This is a genomic window from Actinoplanes sp. NPDC051346 (assembly GCF_040682215.1).
Lineage (GTDB): Bacteria > Actinomycetota > Actinomycetes > Mycobacteriales > Micromonosporaceae > Actinoplanes.
Genome location: NZ_JBFBAJ010000010.1, coordinates 82,173 through 96,874, shown reverse-complemented (window position 1 = coordinate 96,874; position 14,702 = coordinate 82,173). Strand labels below are relative to the sequence as shown.

15 protein-coding genes and 1 pseudogene are annotated in these 14,702 nt (G+C 72.2%); 5 read left to right on the top strand and 11 right to left on the bottom strand.

Annotated elements, in window-relative coordinates; genetic code table 11:
* Window position 1: 1 nt before the first annotated feature.
* The 4 genes from AB0M36_RS24440 to AB0M36_RS24425 form a co-directional block, all read right to left on the bottom strand.
* Complete coding sequence (locus AB0M36_RS24440; protein ID WP_364161241.1) at window positions 2-790, bottom strand: hypothetical protein; 789 nt, start codon at window positions 788-790, stop codon at window positions 2-4.
* A 133-nt stretch (window positions 791-923) separates the two neighbouring features.
* Window positions 924-1,796, bottom strand: coding sequence for a TIGR03619 family F420-dependent LLM class oxidoreductase (locus AB0M36_RS24435; RefSeq protein ID WP_364161239.1), 873 nt, complete (start codon window positions 1,794-1,796; stop codon window positions 924-926).
* Entirely contained in the window at window positions 1,793-2,833 is a 1,041-nt protein-coding gene (locus tag AB0M36_RS24430; protein WP_364161237.1) for an acyl-CoA dehydrogenase family protein, read from the bottom strand. Before AB0M36_RS24430 ends, AB0M36_RS24435 begins: the two co-directional genes overlap by 4 nt.
* Before the next feature lie 10 nt (window positions 2,834-2,843).
* The gene (locus AB0M36_RS24425) at window positions 2,844-4,022 is read right to left on the bottom strand and encodes an acyl-CoA dehydrogenase family protein (protein ID WP_364161235.1); all 1,179 of its coding nucleotides are present in this window, start codon (window positions 4,020-4,022) and stop codon (window positions 2,844-2,846) included.
* A 66-nt stretch (window positions 4,023-4,088) separates the two neighbouring features.
* Here AB0M36_RS24425 and AB0M36_RS24420 point away from each other — a divergent pair, with 66 nt between their 5' ends.
* Entirely contained in the window at window positions 4,089-5,219 is a 1,131-nt protein-coding gene (locus tag AB0M36_RS24420) for an acetyl-CoA C-acetyltransferase (RefSeq protein ID WP_364161233.1), read from the top strand.
* On the opposite strand, the gene AB0M36_RS24415 is transcribed toward AB0M36_RS24420, so the two are convergent.
* Genes AB0M36_RS24415 through AB0M36_RS24400 form a run of 4 tightly spaced genes read right to left on the bottom strand, consistent with a single transcriptional unit; the run spans window position 5,203 to window position 8,560 of the window.
* A complete protein-coding gene (locus AB0M36_RS24415) occupies window positions 5,203-6,252 on the bottom strand; it encodes a nitronate monooxygenase (RefSeq protein ID WP_364161231.1) in 1,050 nt (349 codons plus the stop codon). The genes AB0M36_RS24420 and AB0M36_RS24415 overlap by 17 nt on opposite strands.
* Window positions 6,249-6,977 (bottom strand): CoA-transferase, encoded by a 729-nt coding sequence (locus tag AB0M36_RS24410; RefSeq protein ID WP_364161229.1) that lies wholly within the window; start codon window positions 6,975-6,977, stop codon window positions 6,249-6,251. The genes AB0M36_RS24415 and AB0M36_RS24410 overlap by 4 nt, the downstream gene beginning before the upstream one ends.
* The gene (locus AB0M36_RS24405) at window positions 6,974-7,807 is read right to left on the bottom strand and encodes a CoA-transferase (protein ID WP_364161591.1); all 834 of its coding nucleotides are present in this window, start codon (window positions 7,805-7,807) and stop codon (window positions 6,974-6,976) included. The genes AB0M36_RS24410 and AB0M36_RS24405 overlap by 4 nt, the downstream gene beginning before the upstream one ends.
* A gap of 15 nt (window positions 7,808-7,822) precedes the next feature.
* On the bottom strand, window positions 7,823-8,560 hold the full coding sequence (locus AB0M36_RS24400) for an enoyl-CoA hydratase family protein (RefSeq protein WP_364161227.1): 738 nt from the start codon (window positions 8,558-8,560) through the stop codon (window positions 7,823-7,825).
* Window positions 8,561-8,606: 46 nt separating this feature from the next.
* Here AB0M36_RS24400 and AB0M36_RS24395 point away from each other — a divergent pair.
* From AB0M36_RS24395 to AB0M36_RS24385, 3 genes and pseudogenes are all read left to right on the top strand, one after another.
* Window positions 8,607-8,720 (top strand): annotated as a pseudogene (locus AB0M36_RS24395) (short-chain dehydrogenase); the annotation flags it as partial.
* On the top strand, window positions 8,709-9,605 hold the full coding sequence (locus AB0M36_RS24390; RefSeq protein ID WP_364161588.1) for an SDR family oxidoreductase: 897 nt from the start codon (window positions 8,709-8,711) through the stop codon (window positions 9,603-9,605). The pseudogene AB0M36_RS24395 and the gene AB0M36_RS24390, both read left to right, overlap by 12 nt.
* 35 nt (window positions 9,606-9,640) lie before the next feature.
* Window positions 9,641-11,149: an aldehyde dehydrogenase family protein gene (locus AB0M36_RS24385; RefSeq protein ID WP_364161225.1), complete on the top strand. Its 1,509-nt coding sequence runs from the start codon at window positions 9,641-9,643 to the stop codon at window positions 11,147-11,149.
* On the opposite strand, the gene AB0M36_RS24380 is transcribed toward AB0M36_RS24385, so the two are convergent.
* Both AB0M36_RS24380 and AB0M36_RS24375 read right to left on the bottom strand, forming a co-directional pair.
* On the bottom strand, window positions 11,142-11,612 hold the full coding sequence (locus tag AB0M36_RS24380; RefSeq protein ID WP_364161223.1) for a pyridoxamine 5'-phosphate oxidase family protein: 471 nt from the start codon (window positions 11,610-11,612) through the stop codon (window positions 11,142-11,144). The two genes, AB0M36_RS24385 and AB0M36_RS24380, sit on opposite strands and share 8 nt — an antisense overlap.
* The gene (locus tag AB0M36_RS24375) at window positions 11,609-12,532 is read right to left on the bottom strand and encodes an SDR family NAD(P)-dependent oxidoreductase (RefSeq protein ID WP_364161221.1); all 924 of its coding nucleotides are present in this window, start codon (window positions 12,530-12,532) and stop codon (window positions 11,609-11,611) included. Before AB0M36_RS24375 ends, AB0M36_RS24380 begins: the two co-directional genes overlap by 4 nt.
* A 155-nt stretch (window positions 12,533-12,687) precedes the next feature.
* Between AB0M36_RS24375 and AB0M36_RS24370 the strand changes: the two genes are divergently transcribed.
* Complete coding sequence (locus AB0M36_RS24370) at window positions 12,688-13,893, top strand: RNA-guided endonuclease TnpB family protein (protein ID WP_364161219.1); 1,206 nt, start codon at window positions 12,688-12,690, stop codon at window positions 13,891-13,893.
* A 19-nt stretch (window positions 13,894-13,912) separates the two neighbouring features.
* Here AB0M36_RS24370 and AB0M36_RS24365 read toward each other — a convergent pair whose 3' ends face one another.
* Entirely contained in the window at window positions 13,913-14,674 is a 762-nt protein-coding gene (locus tag AB0M36_RS24365; RefSeq protein ID WP_364161217.1) for a glucose 1-dehydrogenase, read from the bottom strand.
* Window positions 14,675-14,702: the final 28 nt, after the last annotated feature.

Genomic DNA, 14,702 nt, shown 5'->3' with positions numbered 1-14,702 from the left:
GTCATTTGCCCCCGGTCGTCTGGAGGAAGGTCTCGACTATCTCGGCGATCGCGGTGTCGCTGAGATCGTCGAATCCGGGAACGAGCGTCGCGATGTTCGGGATGCTCTTGCGGATCAGCTCCCGTTGCGAGTTGGTCGCCCGTTCCCGCGCCATTCGCTGGAGCACCTGTTCATGGCTGAACCACACGTCGGTGCAGCCGGTCGTCTCGTCGCCCGGTGTGGTGGCGTCGGCGAATTCGTAGACGCCGCCGGGGCCGACGCGGTAGAACATCGCCCAGTTCTCGTCCCATTCGGGCGGTGCGGCGTCGGCTGGTGTCGGCGAGTCCGCCGTGGACTCGTGCCGCTGGGCCGCGTACAGGTCGGCCCAGGTCTGGTCACGCCAGGTGGCGGTGGACTCGTCGTACCACTCGTAGACCTGCTGGGTGCGGTCGAGGCGGTAGTGGAGCCCGTAGGCGTCGTCGTAGGCGGGCTCGTCGTACCGGTCGGTCTCGGCGTCGGCGGCCCGCTGCTCCCACTCCTGGACGACGGGCAGAAACCAGTCGATGAGCTTTCCGGGGTCCGCGTCCGGGCGGGTGAGGTCGGCGAACTCGAACTCGCGCGCACTGTCGCCGGCGAACCAGCCGGACAGAGACTCGCTGTAGGCATCGACCCACTCGGTCCGCTGCGGCCAGCCCGTATCGCCCTGGAACACCAGCGCCGCCAGTCTTTCGACCAGCGGCGCGGCATCGGGCCGCTCGGACTGTGACAGCCAGCCCATGAGTTGCTCGACGCTCTCTCTTTGTACCGCCACGCCCCGACCCCTACCACTCGGCATTCGCGTCCTGCGGCACCACCTTGGGTGAATACCGCCCGCGTCAGCCGGCGCGAAAGGGCAGACAACCGGGCACACCGCGGGGACGGGTCGGCGCGGCCAGTCGAGGGTTCTAGCTCATCCGGCCGATGACCTCGTCCGCGAACCGGCGCAGGCTGTCCTTCTTGGCGGTCGCCGAGGCGTCGAGGCTGATGCCCTCCGCGAGCCAGGGCATCACGATCGCGTCGGTGACCCCCGCGTCGGCCTGCCGGCGGAAGCCGTCGAGCCCCGGGGCGTCGACGCACACCGCCTGGATCTCGAAGGGCTCGTTCTCGCGGCCGAACTCGGCGCGCAGGCGCGACAGGCGCTCGATGATCGCCCGTAGGTCGTCGAGGCGGATCATCGCGGAGGTCCAGCCGTCGCCGGCGCGGGCCGCGCGGCGCAGCGCCGGCTCGGCGTGGCCGCCCACATAGATCGGGACCGGCTCGGTCGGCGCGGGGCTGATCTGCAGGCGGCCGAAGTCGAAGTGCTTGCCGTGGTACTCCACCATGCCGCCGCCGAGGATGAGCCGCAGCACTTCGATCGCCTCGTCGGCCCGGCCCGCGCGCTCCTCGAAGGGAGCGCCGCACCACAGCGACTCCTCCGGGTTCCAGCCGAGTCCGACGCCGAGCCCGAAGCGGTTGCCGATCAGGTTCGCCACCGAGCCCACCTGGCGGGCCAGCAGCACCGGATTGCGCGGGCCGAGCTTGAGGACCTGGGTGTAGAAGCGGATCCGCTCGGTGACCGCGCCCAGCGCCGCGGCGGTGACCATCGGGTCGGCCCAGGGCGTGTCGGCGGTCCAGAACCGCCGACCATCCGAGGTGTACGGGTAGGCGGCGTTCACGTGCTCGCCGTAGAAGATCGAGTCGGGCAGCGCGATCGACGAGAAGCCGCACTCCTCGGCGGTGGTGGCGAGTTCGGTGAGTTGGTCCAGCGGATTCAGCGCGATTCCGAGGGAGAACTTCATTCGAAAACTGTAACGCGTTCTACCGACGACCGTAAGGTGTCGCCGAGGACCAGCAGCTGCGCCGTGGCGCCGCCGAGCAGGAACTCGTGGTACTTGGCGGCGAGGAAATACCGGTGCAGCGGATACTCCACGTCGATGCCGACTCCGCCGTGGACGTGCACCGCCGTGTGCAGTACCCGGTGCCCCGCCTCCGCGGCCCAGAATCCGGCCGCGGCCACCTCGGCGCTCGCGGGCGAATGCTCGGACAGCCGCCAGGCGGCCTGCCAGAGCATGACCCGCAGCGCCTCGACGTCGATGTAGGCGTCGGCCAGTCGCTGCGCCACGGCCTGGAACGACCCGATCGGCCGTTCGAACTGCACCCGGGTACGGGCGTACTCCGCCGTCAGCTCCAGCGCCCGCTCCACCACGCCGAGCTGCGCGGCGCAGATGCCGACCGTCGCGTACGCGGTCAGCCAGGCCCCCGCCGCCTCGTCCGCGATCCGGCGGTCGCCGGGCACGACCGTGCCGCTGAGCCGCAGCAGACCCGACCCGGGGCTGCCGGCCACCTGTTGTTCCTCCACGTTCACGCCGGGATCGTCCGACCGGACCAGGAAAACCCCCGCCTGCCCCGCCGGCACCAGCAGGAGCCGGGCCTCGGTGGCCACCGGAACGGCCGGAACGGTGCCGTCCAGGCGCCATCCCGAGCCGGGAGCCCGCTCCGCCCGCACCGGGCCGGGCGCGGCGGTGAGCACGACCTCGCCGCGGCTCGCCGGCAGCGCCCACTCGGCCACCTGTTCGTCGGTGCCGAACCGGGCCAGCGTGCCGGCCGCCACCACGATGGACGGCAGATAGGGCACGGCGGCCGCCGCCCGGCCCAGCTCGACCAGGACGGCGCATTGCTCGAGCAGTCCGTATCCCTCGCCGCCCGCCCGCTTGGGCAGCGCGGCGGCGAGCACGCCGGCCTCGGCCAGCGCCGGCCACAGCGGACGACCGGAGGCCGCCAGGTCGCGGGTCAGGACGGCCAGGTCCCGTGCCTCGTCGCTGGAGGAGAAATCCACAACAGCACCCCTATCGGCGTACGGGCAGGCCGAGCGGGCCGGCCGCGATGATGTCCCGCTGCACCTCGTTCGTGCCGCCGCCGAAGGTGAGGATCAGCGAGGAGCGGTGCATGCGCTCGATCCGGCCCTGCAGCAGGGCGCCGGGTGAGCCGGCCCGGACCGTGGCGGCCGGCCCGAGCACGTCCATGAGCAGGCGGTACGCCTCGACGGCCAGCTCGGTGCCGTACACCTTGCTGGCCGAGGCCCCGGCCGCGGCGGGTGTGTCGTCGCTGCCGGACGCGATCCGCCAGTTGAACAGCTTCAGCACCTCGGTGCGGGCGTGCACCCGGGCCAGGTGCAACCGGACCCACTCCTGGTCGAGCACGCGCCGGCCGTCGGGCAGCCGGGTCCGGCCGGCCCAGTCGGCGACCTCGCGCAGCGCCCGGCGCAGCGGTGCGGCCGAGGTGAGCACCACCCGCTCGTGGTTGAGCTGGTTGGTGATCAGCTTCCAGCCCCGGTGCTCCTCGCCCACCAGCGCGGACGCCGGGACGCGTACGTCCTCGTAGTAGGTCGCGCTGGTGGTCGGCCCGGCGACCGTGCGCACCGGGGTCCAGGAGAAGCCGGGCGCGTTCGTGGGAACGATGAGGATGGACAGGCCTTTGTGCCGGGGCGCGTCCGGATCGGTCCGGCAGGCGAGCCAGACGTAGTCGGCGTACTGGATGAGGCTGGTCCACATCTTCTGGCCGGTGATGACGTAGTCGTCGCCGTCCCGGACCGCCCTGGTGCGCAGCGCCGCGAGGTCGGTGCCGGCGTCCGGCTCCGAATAGCCGATCGAGAAGTGGACCTCGCCGGCGGCGATCCGCGGCAGCAGCTCGGCGCGCTGTTCGGGCGTGCCGTGGCGCATGATCGTCGGACCGACCGTGTAGATGGTCAGGAACGGCACCGGGACCCCGGCCATGGCGGCCTCGTCGGCGAAGACGAGCTGCTCCATCCGCGACCGTCCGCCGCCGCCGTGCTCCACGGGCCAGCCGAGCGCGAGCCAGCCGTCGTGACCCAGCTGCCGGACCACTGTCCGGTACGCGTCGCCGTTGCCGTACTCGCCGTTCTCGTCGGTCAGCGCCGTGCGCAGCGACGGCGTCATCAGGTCGGCGAAATACGCCCGAAGCTGCCGGCGCAGCTGCACGTGCGCCGCCGTGTATCCCACGTGCATGCCTGGCCCCGATCCCCTAGAGTAGAACAAGTTCTAGTAGAGACGATGCGGCGGAGGGCGTCAACCATGGAGGCGTTTCTGGTCGGTGCTGTCCGCACCCCCGTCGGTCGCCGAGGCGGCGCGCTGGCGGCGGTGCACCCCGCGGATCTGGGCGGTCACGTGATCGCCGCGCTGGTGGGACGCACCGGGGTCGACCCGGGCGCCGTCGACGACGTGATCTTCGGTTGTGTGGACACGCTCGGCCCCCAGTCCGGCGACATCGCCCGCACCAGCTGGCTCGCTGCGGGCCTGCCCGAGCACGTGCCCGGAGTGACGGTCGACCGGCAGTGCGGCTCCGCCCAGCAGGCGGTGCACTTCGCCGCGCAGGCGGTGCTGAGCGGCACGGCCGACCTGGTGGTCGCCGGTGGCCTGCAGAGCATGAGCCAGGTGCCGATCGGCAGCGCCATGGCCCCGCACGGGCCCTTCGCCGGCTCGGCCGGCTGGGCCGCCCGCTACGGCGACCAGGAGATCTCTCAGTTCCGCAGCGCCGACGAGATCGCCGCCAAGTGGGGCCTGAGCCGCGCCGACCTCGAGGAATACGCGCTGGGCAGCCATCGGCGGGCGATCCGCGCGATCGACGAGGAGCGGTTCCACGCTGAGATCGCGCCGCTGGGGGCGTGCGACACCGACGAAGGCCCGCGCCGGGACACCTCGGCCGCGCGGATGGCCGCGCTCGAGCCGCTGCGTCCCGACGGCGTCACCACGGCGGCCACCTCCAGCCAGCTCGCCGACGGCGCCGCCGCCCTGCTCGTCGCCTCCACCGCCGCGGTGCACAGGCACGGGCTGCGCCCCCGCGCCCGGATCCGTCACCTGTCCGCCCGGGGTGGCGACCCCATCCTGATGCTCACCGCACCGTTCGAGGCCACGAACCACGCGCTGCGCCGCGCCGGTCTGACGGTCGCCGACATCGACCTGTTCGAGGTCAACGAGGCGTTCGCCGCGGTGGTGCTGGCCTGGCTGGCGGAGACGGGCGCCGACCCCGAGCGGGTCAACGTCAACGGCGGCGCGATCGCGCTGGGCCATCCGCTCGGCGGCACCGGTGCCCGGCTGCTCACCTCCCTGCTGCACGAGCTGGAGCGCACCGACGGGCGCTACGGGCTGCTGACCATGTGCGAGGGCGGCGGCCAAGCCAACGTCACCATCATCGAGCGGTGCTGAGCGCCGCAAGCCGGTCGTCCGCCTCCTTCATGATCCGGTCGATGAGTTCGGCACAGGACGGCAGGTCGTGGATGAGCCCGGTCACCTGACCGGCCGGCATCACCCCGGACTCGGGCCGGCCCCGCGCCATCGACGTCCGCAGCAGCGCCGGGGTGTTCGCCGACATGACGGTCTGCGCCCAGGTCAGCTCGCGGCCGCGTCGAGAGGCCCGCGCCGTCCGCAGCATCGCGGGCCAGGACAGCCCGGTCTGTCGGCGGAACGCGCCGGCGTGGCGGATCGACCGGACGAGGCCGGCGACCCGCCCGGAGTGTTCGAGAGCCTCGACGAACGGCGTGCGCAGCACCCGGTGCGGCACCCCGTCGACCCGGGTGGTGACCACCGTGTCGGTGACCGAGGCCTCCAGATAGTGGCGCTTGACCGCCGCGCCGACCGGGCTGTCCGAGGTGAGCAGGAACCGGGTGCCCATGGCGATGCCGGCCGCGCCGTACGCCAGCGCGGCCACCAGCCCCCGACCGTCGAAGAAGCCGCCGGCCGCGACCACGGGCACCTCGACGGCGTCGACCACCTGGGGAAGCAGCAGGGTGGTGGGCACCGGCCCGGTGTGCCCGCCGCCCTCGCCGCCCTGCACCAGCACCGCGTCGACCCCCCAGCCGGTCACCTTCTCGGCGTGCCGGAGGGCGCCGACCGAGGGCATCGTCAGCACGCCCCCGTCGGCGCACCGGCGGAGGAGGTCGCGTTGGGGCGCGAGGGCGAAGGACGCCAGCCGCACCCGCTCGCGGACCAGCAGGTCGATCCGCTCCACGGCGTCGGGGAGGTCGGCGCGGACGTTCACCCCGAACGGCGCGTCGGTGCGCCGCCGCACCTCGCGGATGGTCGCCCGCAGCTCGTCGAGGCTCATCGCGGCCGAGGCGATGATGCCGAACCCGCCGGCGCCCGAGGTGGCGGCGACCAGCGGGGCCCCGGACACGAACCCCATGCCGGTCTGCACGATCGGGTGCCGGCAGCCGAGCAGGTCGGTCAGGCGCGTCCTCATGGGAGCTCCTTCTCCCGCAACCCCCGCGGGTCCAGACGGTCCCGGATCAGCGTGAGCTCGTCCGGGGTGGGCGACCGGGTCTGCGACACCTCGGCCGCGACGGCCAGCGGAAAGCCGGTGGCCCGGACGACCTCGTCCGTGGTCACGCCGGGATGCACCGAGCGCAACCGCATCGACCTGTCCGGAGTGGCGAAGTCCAGAACCGCGAGATCGGTGACCACCGTACGGATCTCGTGGAACCGGTTGCCCGGCGCGCCGAGCGTGGCCGCCCGGTCGTAGCCGACGCCGCTCACCATGTCGACGCTCGACACGAAGGTCCGTGGCGAGTGCCGCGGCACCCAGTAGCTCACGACGTGGTTGATCGTGTTGCCGGGCGCCCCTCGCACGCCGAGAAGCTGGGCGGACGGGCGGGCCCAGTCGCCGATGCAGGAGATGTTCTGATTGCCGTAGCGGTCGAGCTGGCTCGCACCCATCATCGCGTGCCGCCTGCCCGACGCCACCACCTGGAACACCGCCCGGTAGGGCAGCCAGCCCTCCACGGTGTCGCCGCGCACGAGGGTCGCCTCACCGTCGCTCAGGACAAGCTCGGGGGAGAAGGTGAGCTGCGCCAGCCGCGCGCCGAGCCGGGGGATGAGCGCCATCGGACCGGCGAGGATCGCGCCGTCGCCACGCCAGGCCTCCGCGCACGCGACCACGCAGACCTCCGCGCGCGTCGGCTCACTCATCGGGCCCGCACCGCCTTCTGATAGTCGGCCTCGTCGCCGTCCAGATAGGTCTTCCGGAACCTGTCCCAATCCGGCCGGCTGGCCGCGGCGGCCGCGTACTCCCGCTGGAACGCCTCGTCCCGGCCGTAGTCGGGCACGCAGCTGGTGAAGTGCGCGCCGTTCGGGGTGGGCACCACGCCGTCCACCATCATCCGGTTGACCAGCAGACCCTGCGGCGGCCCGCCGTCCACCAGCTCGGTCGTGCCCACCAGGCGCTCGCAGGACAGGTAGCGGCGCCGCGCGGCCAGGCAGAACAGATCGTCGAAGTAGGGATCCGGCCCGAGATACCGGCCGTTGCCGTGGTCGTCGGCCCGGTTCAGGTGGATCAGCGCGGCATCCAGCGGCAGCGCCGGCACGGCGATCAATTCCTCACAATCCGGGTACGGTGAGCGGACGGTCCGCAGCTCGGGACCGAAGCGCATCACGTCGGAGCCCAGCCCGGCCCGCGTCGGCAGGAACGGCAGCCGGTTCGCGGCGGCCAGCAGTCCCCAGTAGAGCATTCCCTCGTCGAGCTCGGTAAGCGCCACCGTGCCCTCCTGCCGCGCCCGCCGGAAGTGCGGCTCCAGCGGGATGCTGTCCAGCGAGACGAAGCCGGTGACGACCCGGCGCACGCAGCCCTCCGCGATCAGCAGCCCGACGTCCGGCCCGCCGAAGCTGACCACGGTCAGGTCGGTCAGGCCCGCCCGGGTGATCGCGCGGACCAGGGCCATCGGCTTGCGCCGCGACCCCCAGCCGCCGATCCCGATCGTCATCCCGGAGCACAGCTCGCCGACCACCTCCGCGACCGACATCACCGTGCCCACGCCTCACCGCCCCTCGACGAAGCGCTGCCGGGCGTGGTCGCCGGCGCCGCTCAGGTTCAGCTCGAAGGTGAAACCCTGCTCGAAGCGGTAGGACCGCTTGACGTCGATCGGATCGATGCCGTTGAGGGACTCCTTGGCCCGCCGGATCACCACCGGATCCTTGGCGGCGATCTCCTCGGCCACCTCGCGAGCCGCCTTGCGCAGCTCGGTCGTGGGCACCACCGAGAGCACCGTGCCGAAGCGGTGCAGGTCGTGGGCGGACACCGTCCGGCAGGTGTAGACCATCGTCCGCATCAGCGGGGCCGGCACCAGGCGAGAGAGATGGGTGGCCGCCCCGAGCGCGCCCCGGTCCACCTCGGGCAGACCGAAGACGGCGTCCTCGGCCGCGACGATCAGATCGGCGTTGCCGGCCAGCCCGATCCCGCCGCCGAGGCAGAAGCCGTGCACCGCGGCGATCACCGGCACCGGGCACTCGTAGACCGCGGCGAACGCCGCGGCGCAGCCACGGTTGGCGGCCAGCAGGGCCTCATGCCCCGGTGTCCGCTGCATTTCCTTGATGTCCACCCCGGCGCAGAAGCCCCGCCCCTCGGCCGCCAGCACCACCACGCGAGTGTCCGCGTCGGCGCCGGCCGCGGTAAGGGCCTCGGCGAGCTGCAGCCAGCCGGCCGACGGCAACGCGTTCACCGGCGGAAAATCGATGGTCACCTCGGTAACGGCGCCGGATCTCAGGTGTACGCCCACCTCGGCAGCCTAACCTAGCGCTTGCTTGGTGGTCTACGCTCGACGGATGGACCCCCTGAACCTCGCCGGCCGCGGCGTGATCGTCACCGGTGGGACGCGGGGCATCGGCGCCGCGATCGCCGCCGCCTTCCTGACCGCCGGCGCCCGGGTGCTGGTCTGCGGCCGCCACGACCCGGCCGAGCTTCCGCGGGCGCCCGACGCTGGCGGCGCGCTGGCGGGCGGTTCGCCGCGGGCGGATGGGGCTGCGAACGGTTCGCCGCGGGCGGATGAGACTGCGGGCCGTTCGCCGCGGCCCGATGGCGCCGCGGGTGGCTTGTCGGGGGCGTCCGGGGCGGCGGGTGGCTTGTCGGGGGTGTCCGGGGTCGCGGGTGGCTTGTCGGGGGCATCCGGGGCGGCGGATGGCTTGCCGCGGGCGGGTGGGGCGGTGGCTGAGTTCGTGCGGGCCGATGTGCGCGACCCCGAGCAGGCCGCCGCCCTCGTCGCCGCGGCCGTCGAGCGGTTCGGCAGGCTCGACGTGCTGGTGAACAACGCCGGGGGAGCGCCGCCCGCCCCGGCCGACTCCGCCTCGCCCCGCCTGCACGCGAAGATCGTCGAGCTCAACCTGATCGCGCCGCTGCACGTTTCCCAGGCGGCATACGCGGTCATGCGGGAGCAGCCGGCCGGTGGGCTCATTCTCATGGTGGGCAGCGTCAGTGGGGCACGCCCGTCGCCCGGCGCCGCCGCGTACGGCGCGGCCAAGGCGGGGCTGCACCATCTGGCCACCAGCCTGGCCGTGGAATGGGCGCCGAAGGTGCGGGTGAACAGCCTGGTGGTCGGGCCGGTGGCCACCGACTCGGCGGGACCGCGGGTGGATCCGCAAGCGGTGGCGCGCACCGTGCCGCTGGGCCGGCCCGCGCTGCCGGCCGAGGTCGCCGACGCCTGCCTGCTACTCGCCTCGCCGCTGGCCGGCTATGTGAGCGGGGCGACCCTGGCCGTGCACGGTGGCGGCGAATGGCCCGCCTATCTAGCCGACCAGCGGGTCGCGGCGTACCCTCCGCAGAAGTAGAACGTGTTTCAATCCCTGTCTGCCGGAGGTGTCTCATGGTTCTCTCGATCAAGTCGAGACGGGACGAGGTCGGCCTGACCGCCGGCGAGCTGCTCATCGACGGGACGTGGCGCCCGGCGGCCGACGGTCGCACGTGGACCCACCTGCACCCGGCCACGGGGGAGCACGTCGGCGAGTTCGCGGTGGCCGCGACCGCCGACGTCGACGCCGCCGTGCGCAGCGCCCGCCGCGCGTTCGACGAGGGACCCTGGTCCCGCTCCCGGGCCAAGGAACGGATCCGGGTCCTGCGCCGGACCGCCGATCTGATCCGCACGCACAGCCACGAGCTGGACACCCTCCTGGCGCTGGACAACAGCATGCCGCTCACCTTCGGTCAGGCGTACGCGATGTCGACCGAGTGTGTGGCCGACGTCTTCGACCATCACGCCGGATGGATCGACAAGCTGGGTGGCGAGACGCTTCCGGCGTACCAGGGTGGCGAGCACCTGGTGATGACCATGCGGGAGCCGGTCGGGGTGGTCGCCGCCGTGATTCCGTGGAACGCGCCGCTGCTGCTGGCCGCGCAGAAGCTCGCGCCGGCCCTGGCCGTCGGCTGCACGGTGGTGCTCAAGCCGTCGGAGTACGCGACGTTCGCGGTGCTGCGGCTGGTCCGGCTGATCGAGGAGGCCGGCCTGCCGACCGGTGTGCTCAACGTGGTGACCGGCCCCGGCGAGCCGACCGGCGACGCGCTGATCAACCACCCGCTGATCGACAAGATCACCTTCACCGGCAGCCGGACCATCGGCCGCCGGGTGCTGGCCGCCGCGGCGGACGGGACGAAGCGGGTCAGCCTCGAACTCGGCGGCAAGAGCCCGTCGATCGTCTTCCCCGACACCGAGGTGTACTCGGCCGCGGCCCTCACGATGGGCACGGTGACGCTGGGCCTGTCCGGTCAGGCGTGTGTGGCGCACAGCCGGGCGCTGGTCCACCGCGACGTCTACGACGAGTTCCTCGCCGTCGCCGAGGGCATGGCCGGCCTGACCAACTACGGTGATCCGTTCGACCCGGAGACCACCGCCGCGCCGATGATCAACGAGCGTCAGCTGCAGCGCGTCCTCGGTTACATCGAGCGCGGCCAGCAGGATGGCGCGCGGCTGGTCTGCGGAGGTGACCGGCCCAACGGCGAGCTCGCGGCCGGCAACTTCGTGAACCCGACCGTCTTCGCCGACGTCACCAACGACGCCGTCATCGCGCAGGAGGAGATCTTCGGGCCGGTGCTGGCCGTGGTGCCGTTCACCGAGGAGGACGAGGCGATCCGGCTGGCCAACGACACCTCGTACGGGCTGGCCGCCTCCGTCTGGACCAAGGACGTCAAGCGGGCCATGCGGTTGGCCCGCGCGGTCCGGGCCGGCACGGTGGGAATCAACGGCTACCAGCTGGAGCCGCACGTGGCCTTCGGCGGCTTCGGTCAGTCCGGGCTGGGACGCGAGGGCGGCCGGGGCAGCATCGAGGCCTACACCGAGGTGAAGACCGTGCTGCTGCCCACCACCGACGAACTCATGTGAGCAGCCGCCGGTGGTCCCAGCTGACCGTCCGGCGGGGCTCGACCAGATAGGCCACGCGCTTGGTGGCCGCGCGCGCCACGTACCCCTCGAGAATCGCTGTTTCGCCCGGTGGGCCGCTCGGCCCGCCGGGCATCCGGGCCGCGACCAGCCGGCCGATCTCCGTCACCCCGGCCAGGTCGTCGATTTGCCGCACCACGCCGGTCACCTGCACGCCGCGCAGCTCGAAGTAGTCGTCGCCGTCCTCGACCAGGCAGGTCAGGCGGGGATCGCGCGTCAGGTTGCGGGCCTTCTGCGAGTCGCGGTAGGTCCAGAAGGCGATCTGGGCGTCGCGCATCCCGTAGAACATGGTGACCAGATGCGGCGTACCGTCCGGATTGATCGTGGCCAGCTGAAGCTTGCGCCCGGCGGCCAGCAGGGCCGCCACCTGCTCGGCCGGCATCCGCACCGCGGCGCGCTGGTTCACGAGTCGGTCTCGCCGAAGGTGCCCGGCGCCAGCGGCAGCGTCTCCTCGCAGACGAAACCCGGCTCCGGCGGATAGTCGGCGAACATCGGTGCCAGCGCGGCGTCCAGTTCGGCCGCCGACCACTGCCCGTCCGCGGCGTGGAACGTCGCCCGGACCGTGGGCGGCCCGAGCACCGCCACCACATCGCTGTGCACCACGAAGACCTCGCCGGTGATGCGCGCGCCGGCCGGTCCGGCCAGGACCGTCACCAGCGGCGCGACCCGCTCCGGGGCCATCGGGTCCGGACCCTGCGGCGCCGGGCCCATCAGGTCGCCGGTCATTGCGGTGCGGGCGCGCGGGCAGATGGCATTGGCGCGTACGCCGTACCGGCCACAGCCGCGCGCGGTGGCCACGGTCAGCGCCACGATGCCACCCTTGGCGGCCGCGTAGTTGGGCTGGCCGGCCGAGCCGAGCAGGAACGCCTCGGACGACGTGTTGACGATCCGGGCGTACACCGGGCCGCCGGTCGCCTTGCTGCGCTCCCGCCAGTAGGCCGTGGCGAACCGGGTGGTGACGAAGTGCCCGCGCAGGTGCACCCGAATCACCGCGTCCCACTCCTGCTCGGACATCGAGAAGACCATGCGGTCGCGGAGCACGCCGGCGTTGTTGACCAGGATGTCCAGCCCGCCGAACGACTCGACGGCCTGGCGCACCAGGGCCTGGCCGGTCGACCACTCGGCGACGTCGCCGGGGCAGACCACCGCCTCGCCGCCGGCCGCCCGGATCTTCTCGGCCACCCCGTCGAGGGCCGCGCCGGGCAGGTCGTTGAGCACCAGCCGGGCGCCCGCCGCGGCGAGCGCGGCGGCCTCGGTCGCGCCGAGACCGTTGCCCGCGCCGGTGACGACGGCGACGCGGCCGGACAGCGAGAGTTCGTCGGTCATTGGATCCCTTCCGTGGATACTCCGGCCTTCAGGTTGGCGAGGAAACGGAACCCCTGCGGAGCAGGGCAGGGAAAGCCGATCCGCCGCCAAGGCGGAGGGGTGTCTGCCCACGCGGCGCCGTAACGTTCACTAACAAGATTGCTACCTTGTGAGCCATGTCCAGGGCCGTGAAGCGGGCGTTCAAATACCGCTTCTACCCGACCCCGGAGCAAGCCGCCGAGCTTGCCCGCACGTTCGGCTGCGTCCGGCTGGTCTACAACATGGCCCTCGCTGCCCGAACCGAGGCATGGACGCTGCGCCAGGAACGGGTCAACTACCACGCCACCAGCGCGATGCTCACGGCGTGGAAGAAGACCGAGGAGTTGGCGTTCCTCAACGAGGTCTCCTCCGTACCGCTGCAGCAGGCGCTGCGGCACCTGCAAGTCGCGTACACCAACTTCTTCGCCAAGCGGGCCGAGTACCCGATCTTCAAGAGCAAGAAGCGTTCGCGCCGCTCGGCGGAGCACACCACCAGCGCGTTCCGCTGGCGCGACGGACGGCTCACCCTCGCCAAGATGGATGCGCCGCTCGACATCGTGTGGTCGAGGCCGCTGCCCGACGGTGCGGCACCGTCCATGGTGACCGTGTCCCAGGACGCGGCGGGCCGCTGGTTCGTCTCGCTGCTCTGCGACGATCGGATCGGGTCGGCCCCGGCCACGGGTGTGGTCGGCATCGATGCCGACCTGGGCAGCCTGCTCGCGCTGTCCACCGGGGAGAAGGTCACCAACCCGAAGCACGAGCGCCGCGACCGGGCCGCGCTCGCCCACGCCCAGCGGAACATGGCGAAGAAGGAGAAGGGCTCCGCGAACCGGGCCAAGGCTCGGCTCAAGGTTGCCCGCGTGCACGCCCGGATCACCGACCGTCGCAGGGATCACCTGCACAAACTGACCACTCGGCTCGTTCGTGAGAACCAAACGATCGTGATCGAGGATCTGACCGTACGCAACATGGTCAAGAACCACAGCCTGGCCCGCGCCATCAGCGACGCGGCCTGGCGGCAGTTCCGCACCATGCTCGAGTACAAGGCCGGCTGGCGCGGCCGCAACCTCGTGGTTGTGGACCGCTGGTTCCCGTCGTCCAAGCTGTGCTCGACCTGTGGTGCCCTCGCTGAGCGGATGCCGCTGACCGTACGGACATGGACCTGCCGGTGCGGCACCATCCACGACCGCGACGTCAACGCGGCCCGCAACATCCTCGCGGAGGGGCTCTCCGTGATTGCCTGTGGAGGCGGTATAAGACCCCAACGGACGGACGTCCGGACGGGGCGGTCGTCGGCGAAGCAGGAACCCCCTGGGGCGACCCAGGGAATCCCCGTCCTTTAGGGCGGGGAGAACTGTCAAGTCAGTACCCCGGTCCGCTGAGGAGGCCGCCGTCCGCGACGAACTCGGCACCCGTGCTGTAGGAGGACTCGTCCGACGCGAGGAACGCGACCAGACGGGAAATCTCGATCGACTCGGCGAAGCGGGCGATCGGCAGGGACTTGAGAAAGTCTCCCGGCTCGACCCCGGTCATGCTTTCGCCCGCGGCCACCGCCATCGCGGTCATCACCCCGCCGGGATGCACCGAGTTGACCCGGATGCCGAGCGGCCCGAGCTCCTGCGCCGCCGACTTGGTGATTCCGCGTACGCCGAACTTGCTGGCGCTGTATGCCGACAGGCCGGCCGCACCGACCAGGCCCTCGATCGACGAGACGTTGACGATCGACCCGCCGCCGGCCGCGGTCATCGGCGCCACGACGTGATGGACGCCCAGCCAGCAACCCACCAGGTTGACCTCGATCACCCGCCGGAGCTCGTCCGGCGGCATCTCGCCGATCGGCGCGTGCCGGAAGATGCCGGCGTTGTTGACCAGGACGTCGAGCCGGCCGAACGCTTCCACTGTGGTGTTCACCGCGGTGGCCCAGTCGGCCTCGCTGGTCACGTCGTGGTGCACGAACCTGCACGTCTGCGCGCCGAGCCCGTCGGCGACGGCCCGCCCCCGCTCGTCGAGCACATCGCCGATCACCACCCGCGCGCCCTCGGCGGCGAAGTGCCGGGCATGGGACTTGCCCATGCCCCGCGCGCCGCCGGTGATGAGTGCCACCTTGCCGTCCAGGCGCCCCACCGGACCTCCTCAGGTCACAACCAAACGC